General features: G+C 70.9%; 16 protein-coding genes and 1 pseudogene. 13 read left to right on the forward strand and 4 right to left on the reverse strand.

Annotation, left to right across the window (positions count from 1 at the left end; translation table 11 throughout):
- From ACWGH4_RS10365 to ACWGH4_RS10375, 3 genes are all read right to left on the reverse strand, one after another.
- Nucleotides 1–776, reverse strand: a 776-nt coding sequence (locus tag ACWGH4_RS10365) for an NAD(P)H-dependent oxidoreductase subunit E (protein ID WP_453458221.1), incomplete at its 3' end; no start/stop codon positions are given.
- Nucleotides 777–956: 180 nt separating this feature from the next.
- Nucleotides 957–2,882, reverse strand: a complete 1,926-nt coding sequence (locus ACWGH4_RS10370; RefSeq protein WP_453458224.1) for a molybdopterin oxidoreductase family protein — start codon at nt 2,880–2,882, stop codon at nt 957–959.
- On the reverse strand, nt 2,879–3,868 hold the full coding sequence (locus ACWGH4_RS10375; protein WP_453458227.1) for a 2-dehydropantoate 2-reductase: 990 nt from the start codon (nt 3,866–3,868) through the stop codon (nt 2,879–2,881). The genes ACWGH4_RS10370 and ACWGH4_RS10375 overlap by 4 nt, the downstream gene beginning before the upstream one ends.
- Before the next feature lie 248 nt (nt 3,869–4,116).
- On the opposite strand from ACWGH4_RS10375, the gene ACWGH4_RS10380 reads away from it, so the two are divergent.
- The 4 genes from ACWGH4_RS10380 to ACWGH4_RS10395 all read left to right on the forward strand — a co-directional run bounded on the left by ACWGH4_RS10380 (nt 4,117) and on the right by ACWGH4_RS10395 (nt 7,083).
- Nucleotides 4,117–5,064 (forward strand): beta-ketoacyl-ACP synthase III, encoded by a 948-nt coding sequence (locus tag ACWGH4_RS10380; protein ID WP_453458230.1) that lies wholly within the window; start codon nt 4,117–4,119, stop codon nt 5,062–5,064.
- Between the two features lie 26 nt (nt 5,065–5,090).
- A complete protein-coding gene (locus tag ACWGH4_RS10385; RefSeq protein WP_453458233.1) occupies nt 5,091–5,564 on the forward strand; it encodes an NUDIX domain-containing protein in 474 nt (157 codons plus the stop codon).
- A 144-nt stretch (nt 5,565–5,708) separates the two neighbouring features.
- Nucleotides 5,709–6,386 carry a GntR family transcriptional regulator gene (locus ACWGH4_RS10390; protein WP_453458235.1) on the forward strand — a complete coding sequence of 226 codons (678 nt, stop codon included), beginning with the start codon at nt 5,709–5,711 and terminating at the stop codon, nt 6,384–6,386.
- A 118-nt stretch (nt 6,387–6,504) separates the two neighbouring features.
- On the forward strand, nt 6,505–7,083 hold the full coding sequence (locus ACWGH4_RS10395) for a dihydrofolate reductase family protein (protein WP_453458238.1): 579 nt from the start codon (nt 6,505–6,507) through the stop codon (nt 7,081–7,083).
- 19 nt (nt 7,084–7,102) lie between these two features.
- On the opposite strand, the pseudogene ACWGH4_RS10400 reads toward ACWGH4_RS10395, so the two are convergent.
- Nucleotides 7,103–8,745, reverse strand: a pseudogene (locus tag ACWGH4_RS10400) (IS200/IS605 family accessory protein TnpB-related protein).
- Between the two features lie 416 nt (nt 8,746–9,161).
- Here ACWGH4_RS10400 and ACWGH4_RS10405 point away from each other — a divergent pair.
- The 9 genes from ACWGH4_RS10405 to ACWGH4_RS10445 all read left to right on the forward strand — a co-directional run.
- Nucleotides 9,162–10,343 carry an ROK family protein gene (locus ACWGH4_RS10405; protein ID WP_453458240.1) on the forward strand — a complete coding sequence of 394 codons (1,182 nt, stop codon included), beginning with the start codon at nt 9,162–9,164 and terminating at the stop codon, nt 10,341–10,343.
- Between the two features lie 314 nt (nt 10,344–10,657).
- Nucleotides 10,658–12,172, forward strand: a complete 1,515-nt coding sequence (locus ACWGH4_RS10410) for a sugar ABC transporter ATP-binding protein (RefSeq protein ID WP_453458243.1) — start codon at nt 10,658–10,660, stop codon at nt 12,170–12,172.
- Nucleotides 12,173–12,178: 6 nt separating this feature from the next.
- Nucleotides 12,179–13,213 carry an ABC transporter permease subunit gene (locus ACWGH4_RS10415; protein WP_441261737.1) on the forward strand — a complete coding sequence of 345 codons (1,035 nt, stop codon included), beginning with the start codon at nt 12,179–12,181 and terminating at the stop codon, nt 13,211–13,213.
- A gap of 108 nt (nt 13,214–13,321) precedes the next feature.
- A complete protein-coding gene (locus ACWGH4_RS10420; protein WP_453458246.1) occupies nt 13,322–14,368 on the forward strand; it encodes a substrate-binding domain-containing protein in 1,047 nt (348 codons plus the stop codon).
- A 67-nt stretch (nt 14,369–14,435) separates the two neighbouring features.
- The gene (locus ACWGH4_RS10425) at nt 14,436–15,650 is read left to right on the forward strand and encodes a Gfo/Idh/MocA family protein (protein WP_453458249.1); all 1,215 of its coding nucleotides are present in this window, start codon (nt 14,436–14,438) and stop codon (nt 15,648–15,650) included.
- A 40-nt stretch (nt 15,651–15,690) separates the two neighbouring features.
- Nucleotides 15,691–16,698 carry a sugar phosphate isomerase/epimerase family protein gene (locus tag ACWGH4_RS10430; RefSeq protein WP_307709341.1) on the forward strand — a complete coding sequence of 336 codons (1,008 nt, stop codon included), beginning with the start codon at nt 15,691–15,693 and terminating at the stop codon, nt 16,696–16,698.
- Between the two features lie 240 nt (nt 16,699–16,938).
- Nucleotides 16,939–20,634, forward strand: a complete 3,696-nt coding sequence (locus tag ACWGH4_RS10435; RefSeq protein WP_453458253.1) for a ThuA domain-containing protein — start codon at nt 16,939–16,941, stop codon at nt 20,632–20,634.
- Nucleotides 20,635–20,741: 107 nt separating this feature from the next.
- Nucleotides 20,742–21,860: an inositol-3-phosphate synthase gene (locus ACWGH4_RS10440; protein WP_453458256.1), complete on the forward strand. Its 1,119-nt coding sequence runs from the start codon at nt 20,742–20,744 to the stop codon at nt 21,858–21,860.
- Nucleotides 21,857–22,417 (forward strand): UbiA family prenyltransferase (locus ACWGH4_RS10445; RefSeq protein WP_453458259.1); only part of this gene is annotated, 561 nt, incomplete at its 3' end. The genes ACWGH4_RS10440 and ACWGH4_RS10445, both read left to right, overlap by 4 nt.

The following is a 22,417-nucleotide window of genomic DNA, read 5'->3' on the forward strand; positions in this document are numbered from 1 at the left end:
CCGCGCCCGAGGAGCCCCGCGTCGGTGACCTCCCGGACGACACCGGCGGGGCCGAGGGCGAAGGCGCGGCGGAGGGCGGCGTAGCCGCCGTGGGCGCGGTAGTCGTCGAGGGAGGCGGGGTCGACGACGCCGACGCGTGCGAGCAGGGTCAGCGCCGGGTCCCCCGCCTGCGGGACGGCCGCGCCGGCCGAGGGCTCCGCGGGCGCGAGGTCCGGGGCGGCGGTGGCGGCGGCGAGGGCGGTGGGGGTGGCGGGAGCGATGACGGCGGTGGCGTAGGCGGGCGCTTTCCCACGCCGCCCCTTTCCGACCCGGGGCTCCGCCCCGTCCTCCACGCCGGGGGCTCCGCCCCCGGACACCCGCGCCTCGAACGCCGGCGGGGCTGGGTTTGCCGCCTGGTCGGGGCCCTGTCCCGAGCGTGGCGCGGCGGTCGCCGGCGGGGCCGGAGTGCCGGCCCGAAGGGGCGATTCGGGGTCCGGGGCCCGCCCCGCTTGCGGGGAGGGGGCCCCCGCGCGGATCAGCAGGGCCGCCGGGGCGCGTTCGCAGAGGCCCAGGCAGGGGCTGGGCTGGACGGAGATGTCCGGGCCGAGGGCGTCCGCCGCCGACAGGGAGCCGCCGCGCGCCGCGCACGCCAGGTCCGTGCACACGTGCAGCACCTTCGCCGGCCGGGGACGCACCGAGAACATGGAGTAGAACGTCGCCACCCCGTACGCCTCCGCCGGCGGCACCGTCAGGCGCCGGCAGATGTAGTCGAGCGCCCCTTCGCTCAGCCATCCCACCCGGTCGTTGACCGCGTGCAGCGCCGGGAGCAGCAGGTCGCGGCGGTCCCTGGCCGCGCGCCCAGCGCAGCTCGTCGGACGAGCGGTCCAAGCCGCCCTCCCAGCCGGTCTCCGGCGCGCCGAGCAGCGCGTCGACGGCGTCCCGTTCCTCGTCCGTCGCCTTCGCGGTTTCCGTGAACTTCAGGTCCATGCGGGCACCAGCTTCTCGATCCGGACGGCCGAGGCCTTGAATTCCGCGGTACCGGCGATCGGGCAGTTCGCCTCGATCGTCAGGGAATTGGTGTCGACCTCGTCGGGGAAGTGCATCGTCATGAAGGCGAGTCCCGGCCGCAGCCCGGGGTCCACCCACACGGGGGCGGTCACCGAGCCCCGGCGTGACGTGACGCGGACCTCCTCTCCGACCCGTACGCCGTACGCCTCCGCGTCCTCGGGGCAGAGTTCGATGTACTCGCCGCGCCGCAGCGGCGAGGCGAAACTTCCGCTCTGCACACCGGTGTTGTAAGAGTCGAGCCGGCGACCGGTCGTCAGCCGCAGCGGGTACGACTCGTCGGTGAGGTCGACCGGCGGGTCATGCCGCACCAGCCCGAACTCGGCGGGCGCCCCGCGCCTGGCCGGGTCCTTCTCCCACAGCCTGCCGTGCAGGAAGCTCGACGGCAGTTCGGAGACGTCGGGGCACGGCCACTGGAGGCCCTGGTGCTCCTCCAGCCTCTCGTACGTCATGCCGTAGTGGTCGGGGGAGAGCGAGCGCAGTTCGTTCCAGACGGCCTCGGAGTCGTCGAACTTCCAGTCGTGGCCCAGCCGTTCGGCGACGTCGCAGATGATGGCGATGTCGTCACGGGCCTCGCCCGGCGGGACGAGCGCGGCCCGCACCCGCTGCACCCGGCGTTCGCTGTTGGTGGTGGTGCCGTCCGTCTCCGCCCAGCCCGCCGTCGCGGGCAGTACCACGTCCGCCAGCTCGGCGGTCCTCGTCAGGAAGATGTCCTGCACGACCAGGTGGTCGAGCGACTCGAGCCGCCGTACGGCCTGCCCGCTGTCCGCCTCCGACTGGGCCGGGTTCTCGCCGATGCAGTACACGGCACGGAGCTCACCGCTCTCCATCGCCTCGAACATCTCGGTCAGCGTCTTGCCGTAGCGGGGCTGGATGGCCGCGCCCCAGGCGCGTTCGAACTTCTCGCGCGTCGCGGGGTGGAGGATGTCCTGGAAGCCGGGCAGCCGGTTGGGGATCGCGCCCATGTCGCCGCCGCCCTGCACGTTGTTCTGGCCGCGCAGCGGCTGCACGCCGGCGCCGTACCGGCCGACGTGACCGGTGAGCAGGGCGAGGTTGATCAGCGCCCGGACGTTGTCGGTGCCATTGTGGTGCTCGGTGATGCCGAGGGTCCAGCAGAGCTGCGCGCGTTCGGCGGTGGCGTAGGCGTGCGCCAGTTCCCGGATCGCCGCGGCGGGCACGCCCGTCACCTTCTGCGCGGCGCTCAGTGTCCACGGCTCGACGAGTTCCGCGTACTCCTCGAAGCGGGTCGTCGCGCGTTCCACGAAGGCCCGGTTGACCAGGCCGGCGTGGATGATCTCGCGTCCGACGGCGTGGGCGAGCGGGATGTCGGTGCCGACGTTGAGGCCGAGCCAGCTCTCCGCCCACTCGGCGGTCGAGGTGCGGCGCGGGTCGACCGCGTACATCTTCGCGCCGTTGCGTATCCCCTTCAGTACGTGCTGGAAGAAGATCGGGTGCGCGAAGCGGGCGTTGGAGCCCCACATGACGATCAGGTCGGTGTGGTCGACCTCCTCGTAGGAGGAGGTGCCACCGCCGGAGCCGAAGACCGCGGACAGGCCCGCCACGCTGGGCGCGTGACAGGTGCGGTTGCAGGAGTCGACGTTGTTGGTGCCCATCACGACGCGGGTGAACTTCTGTGCCACGTAGTTCATCTCGTTGGTGGCGCGGGCGCAGGAGAGCATCGCGAAGGCATCGGGCCCGTGCGCCTCGCGGGTCCGCCGGAAACCGGCCGCGGCCCGCTCCAGCGCCTCGTCCCAGCTCGCCCTGCGCAACTGTCCGTCGTCGCCGCGGACCAGTGGATGGGTGAGCCTCGGATACCGCTTCTGCGGCTTCTTCTTCATGCTGCGCTCCCTGTGGAGGGGATCGAGGTCGATGCGAGGAGGTCGGCGAGTGCGTGCACGGCGCACAGCTTCGGTACGGGGGTCTTCGTCAGCGCGGCCAGTTCGACGACGGCGGCGAGCAGCACGTCCAGCTCGAGCGGTTTGCCCTTCTCCAGGTCCTGGAGGGTGGACGTCTTGTGGTCGCCCACGCGCTCCGCGCCGGCGAGACGCCGCTCGACGGAGATCTCCGGACGGCAGCCGACGGCCGCGGCGACCTCGAGCGTCTCGTGCATCATCGTCTCGACCAGCGCCTTCGTGTCCCGGTGGCGGCAGATCTGCGCCATCGTGGCCCGGGACAGCGCGCTGATCGGGTTGAAGGAGATGTTGCCGAGCAGCTTGATCCAGATGTCGTTGCGCAGATCCGGCTCGACGGGGCACTTCAGCCCGCCGGCGACCATGGCGTCGCTGAACTCGACACAGCGCGGCGACACGGTCCGGTCCGGCTCGCCGATGGAGAACCGGGTCCCTTCCAGGTGCCGTACGACGCCGGGCGCCTCGAGTTCCGTGGCGGCGTAGACGACACAGCCGATGGCGCGTTCCGGCGGCAGGGTCGCGCTGACGGTGCCGCCCGGGTCGACGCTTTCGATGCGGCGGCCGGCGTAGGGGCCGGGCAGGCCGTGGAAGTACCACCACGGGATGCCGTTCTGGGCGGCGATGACGGAGGTGCGCTCGTGCAGCAGCGGGTGCACCAACGGGCCCGACGCGGCGTACGAGTTGGCCTTGAGACCGAGGAAGACATGGTCGACGGGGCCGACGGACGACGGGTCGTCGGTGGCGTTCGGACGGGCGGTGAAGTCACCGCGGGGACTGAGCACACGGACTCCGTCGCTGCGCATGGCCGCGAGGTGGGCGCCGCGGGCGATGAGATGGACCTCGGCGCCGGCGCGGTGGAGCGCGGCCCCGACATACGCGCCGATGGCTCCGGCGCCGACAACTGCGACTTTCACGGGGCTCTCCGTTCGGTTGACGACCGAGCGAGGGAGGAATGTGATGAGGGTGAGTCGACAGAATATTGTCTACAGTATGCCTTTCAGGCGGTCAAGGGTCGTGTCGCACGGAGCCGGCAGGCGCCGCGCACCCTTCGGGAAGCTCCAAAGTCCGGGGCGGAAGGCTGTGGGATCACATGCCGCCGTACCGGTCGGTAGCAGCCAAGACTGGGTGTTTCCTGCCTTACTGATCGAGGAGAACGCCATCCATGACCGGCTCACGTGTCGTCGCGCTCGGGCACTACCAGCCCTCCAAGGTGCTCACCAACGACGACCTGGCGGCCATGGTCGACACCAGTGACGAGTGGATCCGCAGCCGTGTCGGCATCCGGACCCGCCATGTCGCGGGCCCCGACGAGCCGGTCGACGAGCTCGCGGCGCACGCCGCGGCCAAGGCGCTGGCCGCCGCCGGGATGACGGCCGCCGACATCGATCTGGTGCTGGTGGCGACGTCGACGGCCGTCGACCGCTCGCCCAACACGGCGGCGCGGGTGGCGGCCCGGCTGGGCATGGGCTCGCCCGCGGTGATGGACCTCAATGTCGTCTGCGCCGGCTTCACCCACGCGCTCGCCACCGCCGACCACACCCTGCGGGCCGGCGCGGCCTCCCGGGCGCTGGTCATCGGGGCGGACAAGATGGCCGACATCGTGGACTGGACCGACCGCTCGACCTGCGTCCTCGTCGGTGACGGCGCCGGCGCGGCCGTGGTGGAGCGCGTCCCCGAAGGGCAGGAGCCGGGCATCGGCCCGGTGCTGTGGGGTTCGGTCCCCGAGATGGGGCACGCCGTACGGATCGAGGGCACTCCGCCGCGTTTCGCGCAGGAGGGCCAGGCCGTCTACCGGTGGGCCACCACGCAGCTGCCGCCGATCGCCCGCAAGGTCTGCCAACGGGCGGGAGTCGCGCCGGAGGACCTCGCGGCCGTGGTCCTGCACCAGGCCAACCTGCGGATCATCGAGCCGCTCGCGCAGAAGATCGGCGCCGTCAACGCCGTCGTCGCCCGCGACGTCGTCGACTCCGGCAACACCTCGGCCGGATCGATCCCGATGGCGCTGTCCAAGCTGGTCGAACGCGGTGACATCCGGTCGGGCGACCCGGTGCTGCTCTTCGGGTTCGGCGGCAACCTCTCGTACGCGGGCCAGGTCGTCCGCTGCCCCTGACGCCCCGGCGCGGCACACTGAACGGCATGGTGAACAAGCGGAGCGCCGGGCTGCTGCTGTGGCGGCGGCGGGAAGCCGGTGTCGAGGTCCTCATCGGGCACATGGGCGGCCCGTTCTGGGGGTCGCGCGACGAGGCGGCATGGTCGATCCCGAAGGGTGAGTACACCCCCGACGAGGAGCCGATGGCCGCCGCGCGGCGGGAGTTCGAGGAGGAGTTCGGGCTCCAGGCCCCGGACGGGGAGTGGCATCCGCTCGGCGAGGCGCGCCAGTCGAGCGGCAAGCTGGTGACGGCCTGGGCGCTGGAGGGCGACCTGGACACCTCCCTCGTCGTGCCGGGGACCTTCACCATGGAGTGGCCACGAGGGTCGGGCCGGTTCAGTGAGTTCCCGGAGATCGACCGGGCGGAGTGGTGCGGGCTGGACGAGGCGCGGCGAAAGCTGGTCAGCGGACAGCGGGTCTTCCTGGAGCGACTGATTCCGCTTGTCGGGCAGGACAGTTGACGTGACCGGTTCGGGCCCGGCGACGTGACCGGCATCTCGGTGTCGGTCCCGATTGCGCTCGGTAGACTGTAGACGATAGCCAATTCCTCGATCGCTGTTGTCGTCCGTAACTCGTCCGCTCCATCGCCCGGAAGGGGACCGCCGATGCTGTCCGCAGGACTGCCGCAGGGAACCGTGCCCAAACTGGAACGGCCCGGCCCGCTGCGTGAGCGCGTGTACGAGGCGCTGCTGGAACTGATCACCACCCGGGCGCTGCGGCCCGGCCAGCACCTGGTCGAGAGCGAGCTCGCCGGTCATCTCGGAGTCTCCCGGCAGCCCGTGCGCGAAGCGCTGCAACGGCTCAACACCGAGGGCTGGGTCGACCTTCGCCCTGCCCAGGGCGCGTTCGTCCACGAGCCGACCGAGTCGGAGGCCGACCAGCTCCTGTCCGTGCGCACGCTGCTGGAGGCGGAGGCAGCCAGGCTCGCGGCCGCGAACTCCGGCACGGCCGGCATCGAGGCGCTCGAGGAGCTGTGTGCCAAGGGGGAGCAGGCGGTCGCGGACGACGACGTCGACCTGGCGGTCGCCACCAACGCCGTCTTCCACGCCAAGGTGATGGAGCTCGCCGGCAACCTGGTCCTGGCGGAGCTCGCCGGGCAGGTCGACCGCCGTGTCCGCTGGTACTACACCCCGGTCGCCCGGCAGCGGGGACGCCAGTCGTGGATCGAGCACCGCGAACTGATCGCGGCCATCTCCGCCCGCGACGAGAAGCGGGCCACGGAGGTCATGCGGGCGCACACGGAGCACACACGCAAGACCTACCACCAGCACGAGCAGTCCTGACCCGGCGCCCGGTCGGGCGGGCGAGCGGTTCAGGCGGGCGGGTGGACGGCCGCATGTCGCCGTGCCGAGGTCTCCGTATCGGTGGTAGCACTGACTGCGCCGACGAAGGAGAGCCGCCGTGGGAAGAATCGTGATCAGCGAGAACGTCTCGCTCGACGGAGTCGTCCAGGACCCGACCGGTGACGAGGGCTTCGAGCGCGGCGGCTGGTTCGCCCGGATCGGCGACAAGGACCGCGGAGCGTGGGCCGAGGCCGAGTTCGACGAGGCGCTGCGCGCCGATGCCCTGCTGCTGGGGCGCCGGAGCTACGAGTGGTTCGCGGCGCGCTGGCCCTCCCGGAGCGGCGCGTGGGCGGACAGGCTGAACAGCATGCCCAAGTACGTCGTCTCCTCGACCCTCGAAGACCCCGACTGGAACAACTCGTCGGTCCTGAAGGGCGAGGTGGTGGGTGCGGTCTCCAGGCTGAAGCAGGAACTCGGCGGGGAGATCGTCGTCTACGGCAGCCGTCGGCTCGCCCGCACGCTGATGGAGCACGATCTGGTCGACGAGCTGCGGCTGATGGTCCATCCAGTGATGCTCGGCGCGGGCGAGTCGATCTTCGGCGGGACCGGCGAGGAGAAGCCCCTCCGCCTGCTCGGCAACCGTACCGTCGGTGACGGCCTCGCCTACCTCACCTACGAGCTCGTCCGCGACGCCTGACCTCCGTACACCGTTCCTTTTAAGTGAGCAGGAGTGAGTCTTGTACCCATTCCTGCTCACTGCGGACATTCCGAACGGTTTTGGATGTCCGACTGGTCGCCCGCGTTCTCTGCTCCTCCGTTCGGCGACGTGCATCGTGTGCACGGTCCGCGACGGGGTGGCGGGCTTCCTCACGCCCTCGTGTGCCTGGTCCGGCCTGGGCGGTCCGATGCCCACGGCGATCGCTCTGGTCGTCGTGGGGCGGTGCCGTCCGTCGCCGGATCGGGTGCCCGAGGGTGCGACGCCCGATCGCGATACCGGCGGCATCGTGACGGGACATCTTCCGTTTCTTGCTGGTGAGAGGCTTGCGCCAGTGCTCGGCGCCCCACATCGAGGTGTACGCGGGATCGACCGCGACGATCGACAGGTCGTACTCGGCGGCCATGGAGACGAGCCTGGCTTTGAGCTTGCCGGTGGGGATGCCGGAGATGAGCTGCCGGAACCGCTTGCGCCTGCCGTGCTTCTCGCGGGTCTTCTCGGCGGTGAAGTCCAGGTTCTCGATGCCGATCGCCTTGACGCCGCACCGCTTCGCCCAGCGCAGCAGTTGGCTGATGGCGTGCCTGGTCTGGGCGTCTCGGTGGTCGGCGGTGCCGGACAGGTCGTAGAAGAAGCGCCGCGGGTCGCCGACGGGGTTGCCGTGGGCGTCGAGGCGGTAGGCGGCGAAGTGGTCGGCGTTGGTGTCCACTCCGACCATGCCGGCGGCGCGGGCCGTTTCCAACGGGACGGTCTTGACCACCGGCCGCGTCCACGACGCGGTGAGGTACCAGCGGCCCTTGGCCATGTCCAGGTGGATGCGGTAGGCCACGGCCCGGTTCGCTTCGATACGGTCGCACCACTCGGCGCCCCGGTGCGCGAAGGCGACCTTGGACGCGAGGACGTACCGGCCGTGCCGGGCGTTCGCCAGCCGAGCGGGGCGGGAAGCTTGATCGATACTTCGCCGTCGGGGGTGACGCGGACGGTCTCGTTGCCGAAGCGCTTCCCGGACTCGCCGTCGGCCTGGAGGAACCAGCGCTCGGCCTCCCACCGCTTGCGCCATTCGGCCTCGGTGAGCTGAGCGGCGTCCAGGTTCTGACGCTTGCCCAGCAGACGCCTGCCGCCGCGTACGACGTGGACGACACCGGCCTCACGCTCGGCACGAACGGCATCGAGGCGGTGTTCCAAGGTTGCCAGGCGGCGGGACTTGGCGAACCACTCCTGCCGGGTGCGGTATCCGCCCGGTGCCCGCTTGGTTCCCTTGCCACCGATCGGCTGGGACAGCCGGTGCATCAGGGTGCGCACACCGGCCTCAAGGCCTTGGATGTGGGCGAGTTGGCAACGCCGGGACAGCGCCCACTGATCATGCGACGCCTTGGTGATCGCACCGGTCCAGCGGGACGACGAGGCGGCGGTCAGACCCTGTTTGCGGGCCGCCCACATATCGCTGTTGTGATCCAGGCCGTTAGCGCATCGGGCCTTCAGGTCCAGCGACGCCAGGCGGCCGAGATGCTCGCCGACGAGCCGTAACACCTTGTCGTCCTCGGGCGTAAGGTGCTTGAGCCGATCACGTATCGCCACCCCGGAGGGCCCGAGGGCGACGAACGGCGCATCGATCACACGCAGTTGCTTCCTCCGGCCTTGCCCCACCGTCCACCTCCCTCCTCGATCGACACCACGAACCTACCGGCACCCACCGACAACCCATTCCCTGCGGCCTCACGATCTGCAACCCACCACAGACCCGGACCCACTCACGCGACCTTACGCTCACACCTACTCACTCAAACTCGAGCAGTTTCAAACCCCTCCGTCGCATGCCTCGTGTGCCCGTATCCGTCCAGCGGTGCGCATGTCCGACCGGACCCGGTACGGACAAGGAAGACAGGCTCTGTGTCGACCCGACGGCCGCTCTTTGTCCCGGGTGTGGAGAAAGTTGGGCCGGAACTGCGCGCAAGTTCTTCCCAGTTCGGTAAAGCGCTGCTACGTTCCCCTCGAAAGCCCGAGGAGACAGCCGACTGGGTCCCCAGCCGAAGGCCAGGGGAGGGGAGGGGCACGTGAGACGGATGACCGCTCGACCCGCGAACGTGCATCAGGCGCGACTGCTCCGGCTGCTGCGTGACGGCGGGCCCAACTCACGCGCGCAGCTGGGGGACCAGGTCGACCTGTCCCGGTCCAAGCTGGCCGTGGAGGTCGACCGGCTGCTGGAGACCGGACTCGTCGTCGCCGACGGGCTCGCCGCCTCCCGCGGCGGCCGCCGGTCCCACAACATCAGGCTCGCGCCCGCGCTCCGCTTCCTCGGTGTGGACATCGGCGCCACCTCGATCGATGTCGCCGTCACCAACGCCGAGTTGGAGGTCCTGGGGCATCTCAACCACCCCATGGACGTCCGCGAGGGCCCGGTCGCCGTCTTCGAGCAGGTGCTGTCGATGGCCGCCAAGCTCAAGGCCTCCGGTCTCGCGGAGGGCTTCGACGGCGCCGGTATCGGGGTTCCCGGCCCGGTCCGCTACCCCGAGGGCGTGCCGGTCGCGCCCCCGATCATGCCCGGATGGGACGGCTTCCCCGTACGGGAGGCCCTCAGCCAGGACCTCGGCTGCCCCGTCATGGTCGACAACGACGTGAACCTGATGGCCATGGGCGAGCAGCACGCCGGTGTCGCGCGTTCCGTCGGAGACTTCCTGTGCATCAAGATCGGCACGGGCATCGGCTGCGGCATCGTCGTCGGCGGTGAGGTCTACCGCGGTACGACGGGCAGCGCCGGCGACATCGGACACATCCAGGTCGCACCCGACGGCCGTGCCTGCGCCTGCGGCAACCGGGGCTGCCTGGAGGCGCACTTCAGCGGCGCCGCCCTCGCCCGCGACGCCGAGGACGCGGCGCGGGCCGGCAGGTCGGTGGAGCTCGCCACCCGGCTGGAGGCGGCCGGGCAGCTCACGGCCGTGGACGTCTCGGCGGCCGCCGCGGCCGGCGACGCCACGGCACTGGACCTCATCCGTGAGGGAGGGAACCGTCTCGGCCAGGTCATCGCCGGGCTCGTCAGCTTCTTCAACCCGGGTCTCGTCGTGATCGGCGGCGGTGTCACCGGCCTCGGTCACACCCTGCTCGCGAGCGTACGGACCCAGGTCTACCGGCAGTCCCTGCCGCTCGCGACCGGCAATCTCCCCATCGTGCTGGGCGAGTTGGGACCCGCCGCCGGCGTCATCGGCGCGGCCCGGCTCATCAGCGACCACCTGTTCTCGCCGGCCTGACCCGGGCCGGACGACTCGTCACGCACCACAGCACCGTCGCAGTACCGAACGGCACCACCCGCACCACCCCGCAGCACCGGAACACACCACGGCGCCACCCGCACGCCGGACACCACGCACCACCGCACCACCCGGCACACACCGCGCCGCGAACGGCGCCCCGCACTGGTCGCGTGGCATCCAGGCCACGCCCGCTCCCACCCGTACGCCCCGGCACTCGTGACGCCAGGGGCGCCCCAGAGCCGCCCGCAACCGCTTCCGCACCCCGTCCCGCCCTGCCCGCTCACCGGCCGCACCCGCCGAGGGGATTCGTCATGGCACCAGAACCACCCCTGCTCACCATGTCCGGCATCACCAAGTCGTTCCCGGGCGTCCGCGCCCTGGACGGCGTGGACCTCGAGGTCCAGGCCGGTGAGGTCCACTGCCTCCTCGGCCAGAACGGCGCCGGCAAGTCCACCCTGATCAAGGTGCTCGCCGGGGCCCACCAGCCCGACGGCGGGGAGATCACCTGGCGGGGCGAGGCCGTCTCCCTCAAGTCGCCCATCGCCGCCATGCGTCTCGGCATCGCCACCATCTACCAGGAACTCGACCTGGTGGAAGGGCTGTCCGTCGCGGAGAACGTCTTCCTCGGGCACGAGCCCACCTCGGCCGGATTCGTCGTGCGCGGCGGGGCCGCCCGCACCGCGGCAGCCGGTCTCCTCAAGAGGCTCGGCCACCCGGAGATCGACCCCTCGCGGCTCGTCGGCGATCTCTCCGCGGCACAGCAGCAGATCGTCTCCATGGCCCGCGCCCTCTCCCACGAGGTACGGCTCATCGTGATGGACGAGCCGTCCGCCGCACTCGACCCGGACGAGGTCGACAACCTTTTCCGCATCGTGGGCGACCTGACGGCGGACGGGGTCGCCGTCGTCTACATCTCCCACCGCCTGGAGGAGATCCGGCGGATCGGCGACCGGGTCACCGTCCTCAAGGACGGCAGGGCCGTCGCGGTCGGTCTGCCGGCCAAGTCCACCCCGACCCGCGACGTGGTCGCCCTGATGACCGGGCGCAACGTCGAGTACGTCTTCCCCGAGCGTCCCGCCGCCGGCGCCGCCGAGGGCAGGGAACCGGTGCTGAGGGTCGAAGGGCTCGCCCGGCACGGCGAGTTCGCGCCCGTCGACCTGGAGCTGCGGCCCGGCGAGATCGTCGGCCTGGCGGGGCTGGTCGGTTCCGGACGCAGCGAGATCCTGGAGACGATCTACGGCGCACGCAGGGCCGACGCCGGCCGTGTCCTCGTCGACGGCACCGTCCTGCGGCCCGGCAGCGTCCGTGCCGCCGTCCGCGCAGGCATCGGGCTCGCCCCCGAGGAGCGCAAGGCGCAGGGCCTGCTGATGCTCGAGTCGGTCACCCGCAACGTCTCCATCTCCACCCTCTCCCGTTTCTCCCGCTCGGGCTGGCTCGACCACCGTGCCGAACGGGCCGCCGCGCAACAGGCCACCAGGGAACTGTCGTTGCGCCCCGACAACCCCGACGCCCGCATCCGCACCCTATCCGGCGGCAACCAGCAGAAGGCGGTGCTCGCCCGCTGGCTGCTGCGCGGCTGCAAGGTGCTGCTGCTGGACGAGCCCACCCGCGGCGTCGACGTCGGCGCCCGCGCCGAGCTCTACGCAGTGATCCGCCGGCTGGCCGACGAAGGCCTCGCCGTACTTCTCGTATCCAGCGAAGTGCCCGAAGTCCTGGGCCTCGCCGACCGGGTGCTGGTGCTCCGCGAAGGCAGCGTCGTGCACACGGCGGACGCCCGGGAGCTCGACGAGCACCGCGTACTCGACCTCGTGATGGAAGGGAGCTGAGACGGCATGACGCAGCCGGCCACCCCGGCGCAGCAGGACGCGCCGATGCCTGCCGCCAAGTCCGCACCGGACAAGGGGGGTTCACGCCGTCCGCTCGGACTGCGCCTCGACGTCCGCAATCTGTCGCTGCTCGGTGTGCTCGCCGTGCTCGTGGCGGTCGGCGGCATCACCAAACCGGACGAGTTCCTCGCGACGAGCAATCTCCAGCTCGTCCTCACCCAGGCTTCCGTCATCGGTGTCGTCACCGTCGGCATGACCTTCGTCATCACCAGCGGAGGGATCGACCTGTCCGTCGGCGCCATCGTGGCGCTCGCCTCGGTATGGGCGACGACGGTGGCCACCCAGGAGTACGGCTTCACCGGCATCCTGTTCACCGCCGTGATCGTCGGCGTCGGCTGCGGACTGGTGAACGGCCTGCTCATCGCGTACGGCCGGATGGTGCCCTTCATCGCCACCCTCGCGATGCTCGCCTCCGCCCGCGGTCTCGCCCTGCAGATCACGGACGGCAAGACCCAGATCGTCACCGTCGACTCCGTGCTCGACCTCGGTATCAGGGACGCCTACATCCTCGGCATCCCGCCCCTGGTACTGGTCTTCGCCGCGGTCACCGTCATCGGCTGGCTCGTCCTCAACCGCACCACCTTCGGCCGGCGCACCGTCGCCGTCGGCGGCAACGCGGAGGCCGCCCGGCTCGCCGGCATCGACGTCCGCCGCCAGCGGCTCTACCTCTACCTGCTGTCCGGCCTGTGCTGCGGGATCGCCGCCTTCATGCTGATCGTGCTGGCCGGCTCCGGCCAGAACACCAACGGCAACCTCTACGAACTCGACGCCATCGCCGCCGCGATCATCGGCGGCACCCTGCTCAGCGGCGGCCGCGGCACCATCGTCGGTTCCGTACTCGGTGTTCTCGTCTTCACCACGATCACCAACATCTTCGCCCTCAACAACCTCGAGAGCGCCGTCCAGCAGATCGCCAAGGGCGCCATCATCGTCGCCGCCGTGCTGGTCCAGCACCGGACCCTGCGCGGCGGGGACTCCTGACACCCCCGCAGCGTGCGCGGCGGCCGGGCCTGACACCGCCGCCGCGCACCCCCTCTCCGTACGTCCGCAGCACCCGCCAAACCGCCCAGTTGAAGGGGTAGACCCGCCATGCCAGAAACCCCGTCCACCAGCCGCAGAGGACTGCTCTTCGGCACCGCCGCGATCGGCGCCGGCGCACTGCTCACCGCGTGCACCAGCAACGAGCCCAAGAAGCAGGAGGCGGCCACCGACAACGCGCCGGTCGCCGACGACAAGCCCGGCAAGGCCGTCACCATCGGCTTCGCGGGGCCGCAGGCCGACCACGGCTGGCTGAACGCCATCAACCAGAACGCCAAGTCCCGCGCGGAGCGGTACTCCGACGTCACCCTGGAGATCACCGAGGGGTCCAACGACACGGCCGCCCAGATCGGGCAGGTGCAGACCCTCATCAACAAGAAGGTCGACGTCCTCGTCATCCTGCCGGCCGACGGCAAGGCACTCACCCAAGTGGGTCTGCAGGCCATGAAGGCGGGCATCCCGGTCGTCAACCTGGACCGCATCTTCGCCTCACCGCAGGCCTACCGCTGCTGGATCGGCGGCGACAACTACGGCATGGGCCTCAACGCCGGCAACTACATCGGCGAGCAGCTCAAGGACAAGCCGAACGCCAAGGTCATCGAGCTCGCCGGGCTGGACAACCTGGAGCTCACCAAGCAGCGCACTCAGGGCTTCGACGACGCCCTGAAGAACTACCCCAACATCAAGAAGGTGGCCCGCCAGGCGGCCGACTTCACCGTGGAGTCCGGCCAGGCGAAGATGGCCCAACTCCTCCAGGCCCAGTCGCAGTTCGACGCCCTGTGGAACCACGACGACGACCAGGGCGTGGGCGCGCTGCGTGCCATCGCACAGGCGGGCCGCAAGGATTTCCTGATGGTCGGCGGCGCCGGCGCGAAGTCCGCGATGGACGCCATCAAGGCCGACGACAGCGTGCTGAAGGCCACCGTCCTGTACCCGCCGACGATGGCGGCGTCCGCCATCGACCTCGCGCGGGCCCTCGGACAGGGCAAGGGAGTCAGCGGCATGGCCGAACTGGAGATCCCGGCCTCCCTCACCCTCTACTCGGCCGTCGTCACCAAGGACAACGTCGACGAGTACCTGCCCACCGGTTTCAACTGACCGGAGGCGCGCCCGCCCCCACCGAGCACACCGACGAGACCGTTGACTCCGACGAGGAGGATTCCGTATGCAACAGAGGGACAGTGAGGCCGCACCGCCGACACTCGGCGTCGGCATGGTCGGATACGCGTTCATGGGCGCCGCCCACTCCCAGGGGTGGCGCACCGCGGGACGCGTGTTCGACCTGCCGCTGCGGCCGGTCCTCGCCGCGATCGCCGGCCGTGACGCCGCCGCAGTGCGTGCCGCGGCCGGCAAACACGGCTGGGCCGCGGCGGAGACCGACTGGCGCGCCCTCGTGGCCCGCGACGACGTGCAACTCGTCGACGTCTGCACACCGGGCGACAGCCATGCGGAGATCGCGATCGCGGCGCTGGAGGCGGGCAAGCACGTCCTGTGCGAGAAGCCCCTGGCGAACTCGGTCGCCGAGGCGGAGGCCATGGTCGCGGCGGCCGCACGGGCCCGGCGGAACGGGCAGCTCGCGATGGTCGGCTTCAACTACCGCAGGGTGCCCGCGCTCACCTACGCCCGCCGGCTGATCGCCGAGGGCAGGATCGGCACCCTGCGGCACGTGCGGGTGACCTACCTCCAGGACTGGCTGGTGGACCCGGACTTCCCGCTGACCTGGCGGCTCGAGCGTGAGCACGCGGGGTCAGGGGCGCTCGGCGACCTCGGCGCCCACATCGTCGACCTCGCGCAGTACCTGGCGGGGGAGCTGCTGGTGGGAGTCTCCGCCCAGCTGGAGACGTTCGTCAAGGAACGCCCGCTGCTCCAGGGCGCCTCCGCCGGCCTGACCGCGTCGGGCGGCACGCGGCGGGGGCCGGTCACGGTCGACGACGCGGCCGTCTTCACCGGCAGACTGGAGTCCGGGGCGCTGGCCACGTTCGAGGCGACCCGGATGGCCTCGGGCCGCAAGAACGCCCTGCGGCTGGAGATCAACGGTGAGCAGGGCTCGCTCGCCTTCGACCTCGAGCGGCTCAACGAGCTCTCCTTCCACGACCACCACGAGCCCGCCGCCACGGCCGGGTTCCGCCGGATCCTCGTCACGGAGGCGGAGCACCCGTATCTGGAGGCGTGGTGGCCGCCGGGCCACGCGCTCGGCTACGAGCACACGTTCGCGCATCAGGCGCGTGACCTGGTCGAGGCGATCGCCTCCGGGACCGACCCGGTCCCGTCGTTCGCCGACGGGCTCCAGGTCCAGCGGGTGCTGGCGGCGGTGGAGGAGAGCGCACAGAAGAACTCCGTCTACACCCCCGTCCAAGCGGTGGAGGCAGTACAGGCTTGACGGCCGGCAGAGATCCGGCAGGACCCGGTTTGGAGGCGCCATGCCACGCCCGTTCACACTGTTCACCGGCCAGTGGGCCGATCTGCCGCTCGAGGAGGTCTGTTCACTCGCCCGCGACTTCGGCTACGACGGTCTGGAACTGGCCTGCTGGGGCGACCACTTCGAGGTCGACAAGGCCCTGGCCGACCCGTCCTACCTCGACGGCAGGCACGCCCTGCTGGAGAAGTACGGCCTCAAGTGCTGGGCCGTGTCCAACCATCTGGTCGGCCAGGCGGTCTGCGACAACCCCATCGACGAACGCCATCAGGGCATCCTGCCCGCCCGGATCTGGGGCGACGGGGAACCGGAGGGCGTACGACAGCGGGCCGCCGCGGAGTTGAAGGACACCGCGCGGGCCGCCGCGGCCTTCGGGGTCGACACCGTCGTCGGTTTCACCGGCTCGTCGATCTGGCATCTCGTCGCGATGTTCCCGCCGGTGCCCGAGCGGATGATCGAGCGCGGCTACGAGGACTTCGCCGAACGCTGGAACCCGATCCTCGACGTCTTCGACGCCGAGGGCGTCCGCTTCGCCCACGAGGTGCACCCCAGCGAGATCGCCTACGACTACTGGACCACGAAACGTGCCCTGGAGGCTGTCGGCCACCGGCCGGCCTTCGGGCTCAACTTCGACCCGAGCCACTTCGTCTGGCAGGACCTGGATCCGGTCGGCTTCCTGTACGACTTCCGGGACCGGATCTACCACGTCGACTGCAAGGAGGCCCGTAAGCGTCTGGACGGGCGCAACGGGCGGCTCGGTTCGCATCTGCCGTGGGGCGACCCGCGGCGCGGCTGGGACTTCGTCTCCGCCGGACACGGTGACGTGCCGTGGGAGGACGTGTTCCGGATGCTGCGCTCGATCGGCTATGAGGGACCCATCTCGGTGGAGTGGGAAGACGCCGGCATGGACCGCCTGATGGGCGCTCCGCAAGCGCTTGCCGATCTGAAGCGCTTCGACTTCGATCCTCCGTCGGCCTCGTTCGACGCCGCCTTCTCGGGCGGCGACAGCTAGAAACGCCCAGGTACGGCCCGGTGGCGAGGGATGCCGCCGGGCCGGTCAGGGCTGCCCGGACACGCCTTTGTCCTGTGCTGGGAAAAAGTTCAACTTCTCTGCTGCACAAGGGCTTTCGGTCCAGGACCAACCCGGCTACGGTCCCATCTCGTGTACACGACATAGGTGGTTCGGGAGTGACGGCGCACTCCGGTTCCACGGCACACCGCCCCGTTCGACCGGCCTTACCGGAGGACATTCGTGCACAGAACAAGGCCCAGGGCCCGCAAGGCTCTCGCACTCCTCACCGGCGGTCTTCTGGCCGCCGGCTCGCTCGCCCTCACCGCGCCGACCACCGCGTCCGCCGCAGACCCCCGGACGGCGGTCGCCGCGGCCGCGGAGGAATTCCAGCAGGTCACACTCGCCAAGGGCGGTGAGGAGACCGGCGAGCCCATGTCGCTGGCCGTCCTGCCCGACCGCAGTGTGCTGCACACCTCCCGCAGCGGCGAGCTGCGTATGACGGACGCCGCCGGCAACACCCGCGTCGTCGGCACCGTCCCCGTCTACTCGCACGACGAAGAGGGACTCCAAGGCGTCGGCCTGGACCCGAATTTCGCGCAGAACCGTTTCATTTACCTCTACTACGCACCGCCCATGGACACCCCCGCGGGCGACGCCCCCAACGAGGGCACCGCGGCCGACTTCGCCAAGTACGACGGCGTCAACCGGCTGTCGCGGTTCGTGCTCCGTGCGGACGGCACGCTGGACAACGCCAGCGAGAAGAAGATCATCGACATCCCGGCGACCCGCGGCATCTGCTGCCACGTCGGCGGCGACATCGACTTCGACGCCGAGGGCAACCTCTACCTGTCGACCGGCGACGACTCCAACCCCTTCGCCTCCGACGGCTACACGCCCATCGACGACCGGCCCGGACGCAACCCCGCTTACGACGCCCGCCGCACCTCCGGCAACACCAACGACCTGCGCGGCAAGATCCTCCGCATCAAGGTCGGGGCCGACGGCTCGTACTCCATCCCCGAGGGCAACCTCTTCGCCCCCGGCACGGACAAGACCCGGCCCGAGATCTACGCGATGGGCTTCCGCAACCCGTTCCGCTTCAGCGTCGACAAGAAGACCGGCGTCCTCTACGTCGGCGACTACGGCCCCGACGCCGGCACCGCCGACCCGAAGCGCGGACCCGCCGGCCAGGTCGAGTTCGCCCGCGTCACCGGCCCCGGCAACTTCGGCTGGCCGTTCTGCACCGGCGACAACGACCCGTACGTCGACTACGACTTCGCCACCAAGACCTCCGGTGCGACGTTCGACTGCGCGAACCTGAAGAACACCTCGCCGCACAACACCGGCCTGGTCGACCTGCCGCCCGCGCAGCCCGCCTGGATCCCGTACGACGGCGGCTCCGTCCCCGAGTTCGGCAGCGGTTCCGAATCCCCGATGGGCGGCCCGGTCTACCACTACGACGCCGGGCTCGACTCCCCGGTGAAGTTCCCCGAGGCGTACGACGGCGACTTCTTCGCCGGCGAGTTCGGCCGGCGCTGGATCAAGCGCATCGACACGGCCGAGGACGGCGCCGTCCGCTCGATCAACCCCGTCCCGTGGACCGGCACCCAGATCATGGACATGGCCTTCGGCCCGGACGGCGCGCTGTACGTCCTCGACTACGGCACCGCATGGTTCGGCGGCGACGAGAACGCCGGCCTGTACCGCATCGAGAACGCCACCGGCGGACGCTCCCCGGTCGCGGAGGCCTCCGCGGACAAGACGTCCGGCCAGGCGCCGATGCGCGTCACCTTCTCCTCCGCCGGAACCACCGACGCGGACGGCGACGCCCTCACCTACAGCTGGGACTTCGGCGACGGCGCCACCTCCACGGAGGCGAACCCCGTCCACAACTACACCAAGAACGGCACCTACACGGCGACCGTCACGGCGAAGGACCCGACGGGCCGCACCGGCTCCGCCAGCGTCCACGTCGTCGTCGGCAACACCGCACCCAAGGTCAAGCTCGAACTGCCCGCCGAAGGCGCGCTGTTCGACTTCGGCGACGAGATCCCGTTCAAGGTGACCGTCACCGATCCCGAGGACGGCACCATCGACTGCACCAAGGTCACGGTGAACTACGTCCTCGGCCACGACAGCCACGGCCACCCCATCACCTCCGCCAAGGGCTGCGAAGGCACCATCAAGACCTCGGCCGACGGCGGACACGACCCCAACGCCAACATCTTCGGAGTCCTCGACGCCGAGTACACCGACGGCGGAGGCGGCGGCCAGGCCGCGCTGACCAGCCACGACCAGGCACAGCTCCAGCCCCGCCACCGGCAGGCCGAGCACTTCGACGGCCAGTCCGGCATCAAGACCTATGACAAGGCGGCCGCCCACGGCGGCAAGACCGTCGGCGACATCAACAACGGCGACTGGATCTCCTTCGAGCCGTACAACCTGACCGGCTCCAAGAAGCTCACCGCCCGCGTCTCCTCCGGCGGCGCCGGCGGCATCCTCGAGGTGCGCACCGGCTCCGTGGACGGCAAGCTCCTCGGCTCCGCACCGGTCCCCGTCACCGGCAGCTGGGAGACCTTCCAGGACATCGACGTGGCCCTGCGGGGCGTCCCCGAGCGGACCACGGAACTCTTCCTGGTCTTCAAGGGAGGCGCAGGAGCGCTGTACGACGTGGACGACTTCAAGCTGTCCGAGACCCCCGTCGACAAGGCCGCCGAACGCGTCCTTGTCTTCTCGAAGACCGGCGGCTTCCGCCACGACTCCATCCCGGCGGGCATCACGGCCCTGAAGGAACTCGGCGGCACCGCCGGGATCACCGTCGACACCACGGAGGCGGCCGGCCAGTTCACGGCCGCCAACCTCGCCAAGTACGACGCGGTCGTGTTCCTCTCCACCACGGGTGACGTGCTCAACGCCGAACAGCAGAAGGCGTTCGAGGACTACGTCGCGGCGGGCGGCGGCTACATGGGCGTCCACGCCGCGGCCGACACCGAGTACGACTGGGAGTTCTACGGCGGCCTCGTCGGCGCCTACTTCGCCTCCCACCCGCACATCCAGCCCGCCACCGTCCGCGTCGAGGACCACGACCACCCGGCCACCTCGCACATCGACGGCCCCTGGGAGCGCACCGACGAGTGGTACAACTACCGCACCAACCCGCGTGAGCAGGCCCGCGTCCTCGCCACCCTCGACGAGACCACCTACCAGGGCGGCACCATGAAGGGCGACCACCCGATCGCCTGGTGCCAGACCTACGAGGGCGGCCGCGCCTTCTACACCGGCGGCGGTCACACCAAGGAGTCCTACGCCGAGCCGGCCTTCCGTCAGCACCTCCTCGGCGGGCTGAAGTACGCGACCGGCCAGGTCAAGGCCGACTGCAAGCCGCGGACCGGCTACCGGACCATCTTCAACGGCGAGACCCTCGAGGGCTGGAAGCAGGCCGGGCCGGGCAAGTTCAACGTCGTCGACGGTGAACTGCGCACCGAGGGCGGCATGGGCATGCTGTGGTACCAGGCCAAGGAACTCGGCTCGTACTCGCTGAAGCTCGACTGGAAGATGGAAGGCGACGACAACTCCGGTGTCTTCGTGGGCTTCCCGGCCTCCGACGACCCGTGGTCCGCCGTCAACAACGGCTACGAGGTCCAGATCGACGCCACCGACGCCGCCGACCGCACCACCGGCGCGGTGTACGGCTTCAAGTCGGCCGACCTCCAGGCCCGTGACCAGGCGCTGAAGCCGCCCGGTCAGTGGAACAGCTACGAGATCCGGGTCGAGGGAGAGCGTCTGCGGGTCTTCCTCAACGGAGTGAAGATCAACGACTTCACCAACACCGACCCGGTCCGCAGCCTCAAGGACGGCTACATCGGCATCCAGAACCACGGGGCCGACGACCAGGTGTCCTTCCGGGACATCCAGCTGAAGGAGCTGCCCTCCTAGGCCGCAGGCCAGGGCCGCCCATTTGCCGGCGGCGGGCGGGGAGGCGCCGTACCCCCCGCCCGCCGTCCTCCACCACATCGGAACATCGACTGGCAGGGAGGCAGCCCGTGACAGACGGGAATGCACGCACCGGAGTCTGGTTCGTCGGAGCACGCGGCTCAGTGGCCACCACAGCCGTCGCCGGATGTGCGGCGGTCACGGCCGGGCTGCACCCGCCGACCGGCATGGTCACGGAGACCCCGGCCTTCGCCGGGGCCGGGCTGCCGCCCCTGTCCTCCCTCGTCTTCGGCGGACACGACACCGCCCACTGCCCGCTGCCCAAGCGCGCGGAACACCTCACGGAAGCGGGCGTCCTGCCGCACGGCCTCGCCTCCGCGGTGCGCGCCGAACTCGCCGCCGCCGACGCCTCGATACGGCCCGGCGGACCGGGCGCCGGCGATACCCGCGGCGACGAGGAGCTCATCACCGCGTTCGCCGCCGACATCGACGACTTCCGCACACGCAACACCCTCGCCCGTGTCGTGGTCGTAGGCGTCTCCTCCACCGAGCCGCTGCCCGAACCGGGGGCACTGCGGCTGCCGCCCAGCTCCCTCTACGCGGCCGCCGCCGTGCGCGCAGGCTGCCCCTACGTCAACTTCACCCCCTCCACCGGGCTGCGCACCGACGCCCTCACCGACGCCGTCGCGGCCAGTGGACTTCCCCACGCCGGCCGCGACGGCAAGACCGGCCAGACGCTGCTGCGGGCGGTGCTCGCCCCGATGTTCGTGCAGCGGGCCCTGGACGTACGGGCCTGGTCGGGCACCAACCTGCTCGGCGGCGGGGACGGGGCGGCACTGGCCGACCCCGCCGCCGCGGCGGCGAAGAACGCCGGCAAGGAACGCGTCCTCGCCGACACCCTCGGGCACACACCGCAGGGCGAGGTCCACATCGACGACGTGCCCGCGCTCGGCGACTGGAAGACGGCCTGGGACCACATCGCCTTCGAGGGCTTCCTCGGGTCGCGGATGATCCTCCAGACCATCTGGCAGGGCTGCGACTCGGCGCTGGCCGCACCGCTGGTCCTGGACCTGGCCCGGCTGCTGGCCCGGGCCCATGAGGCGGGCCTGTCCGGGCCGCTGCCCGAGCTCGGCTTCTACTTCAAGGACCCGGACGGCGGACCGGCGGGCCTCTCGGAGCAGTTCGCCGCCCTCCTCGGCTTCGCGGACCGTCTGCGGGAGGCCGGGTGAGGCCGCGCGACTGGGCCGAACTGCTGCGCGTGTCCGCCCTGTTCACCGTGCCCGGTGACGCCCTCGCGGGGGCGGCGTCGGCCGGGGGACGTCCCAACCGGGGCACGGCGCTCGCCGTGGGCGCCTCGCTCTGCCTGTACGAGGCGGGCATGGCGCTCAACGACTGGTCCGACCGCGACGAGGACGCGATCGACCGGCCCCACCGCCCGATCCCGTCCGGACGGATCTCGCCCCGTGCCGCCCTGGGCGCGGCCGGAGCGCTGACGGCGGCGGGCCTCGGCCTCGCCGCCCGCGCCGGCCGCCCCGCCCTCGCCGTGGCGACGGCACTCTCGGCGACGGTCTGGGCGTACGACCTCCACCTCAAGCACACGAAGGCCGGTCCGGCGGCGATGGCTGCGGCCCGCGGCCTGGACCTGCTGCTGGGCGCGGCGGCAACGTTGTCCGCGGCCGGCCGCCGCACGGCTGCACGGTCGGCCACGGACGGTGCCGGCCACGGGCGGGGCGGGGGATCGTCCGTCCTGGGACTCGGCGCTGCCGCGCCCGCCGCCGCGGTACTG

It is taken from the genome of Streptomyces sp. NPDC054847 (assembly GCF_053610925.1).

Excerpts from the sequence above, each read along its gene's own strand:
- ACWGH4_RS10385 (WP_453458233.1), top strand. The coding sequence starts at position 5,091 with ATGGTGAACAAGCGGAGCGCCGGGCTGCTGCTGTGGCGGCGGCGGGAA.
- ACWGH4_RS10425 (WP_453458249.1), top strand. The coding sequence starts at position 14,436 with ATGCAACAGAGGGACAGTGAGGCCGCACCGCCGACACTCGGCGTCGGC.
- ACWGH4_RS10420 (WP_453458246.1), top strand. The coding sequence starts at position 13,322 with ATGCCAGAAACCCCGTCCACCAGCCGCAGAGGACTGCTCTTCGGCACC.
- ACWGH4_RS10370 (WP_453458224.1), bottom strand. The coding sequence starts at position 2,882 with ATGAAGAAGAAGCCGCAGAAGCGGTATCCGAGGCTCACCCATCCACTG.
- ACWGH4_RS10415 (WP_441261737.1), top strand. The coding sequence starts at position 12,179 with ATGACGCAGCCGGCCACCCCGGCGCAGCAGGACGCGCCGATGCCTGCC.
- ACWGH4_RS10430 (WP_307709341.1), top strand. The coding sequence starts at position 15,691 with ATGCCACGCCCGTTCACACTGTTCACCGGCCAGTGGGCCGATCTGCCG.
- ACWGH4_RS10390 (WP_453458235.1), top strand. The coding sequence starts at position 5,709 with ATGCTGTCCGCAGGACTGCCGCAGGGAACCGTGCCCAAACTGGAACGG.
- ACWGH4_RS10380 (WP_453458230.1), top strand. The coding sequence starts at position 4,117 with ATGACCGGCTCACGTGTCGTCGCGCTCGGGCACTACCAGCCCTCCAAG.
- ACWGH4_RS10410 (WP_453458243.1), top strand. The coding sequence starts at position 10,658 with ATGGCACCAGAACCACCCCTGCTCACCATGTCCGGCATCACCAAGTCG.
- ACWGH4_RS10405 (WP_453458240.1), top strand. The coding sequence starts at position 9,162 with ATGACCGCTCGACCCGCGAACGTGCATCAGGCGCGACTGCTCCGGCTG.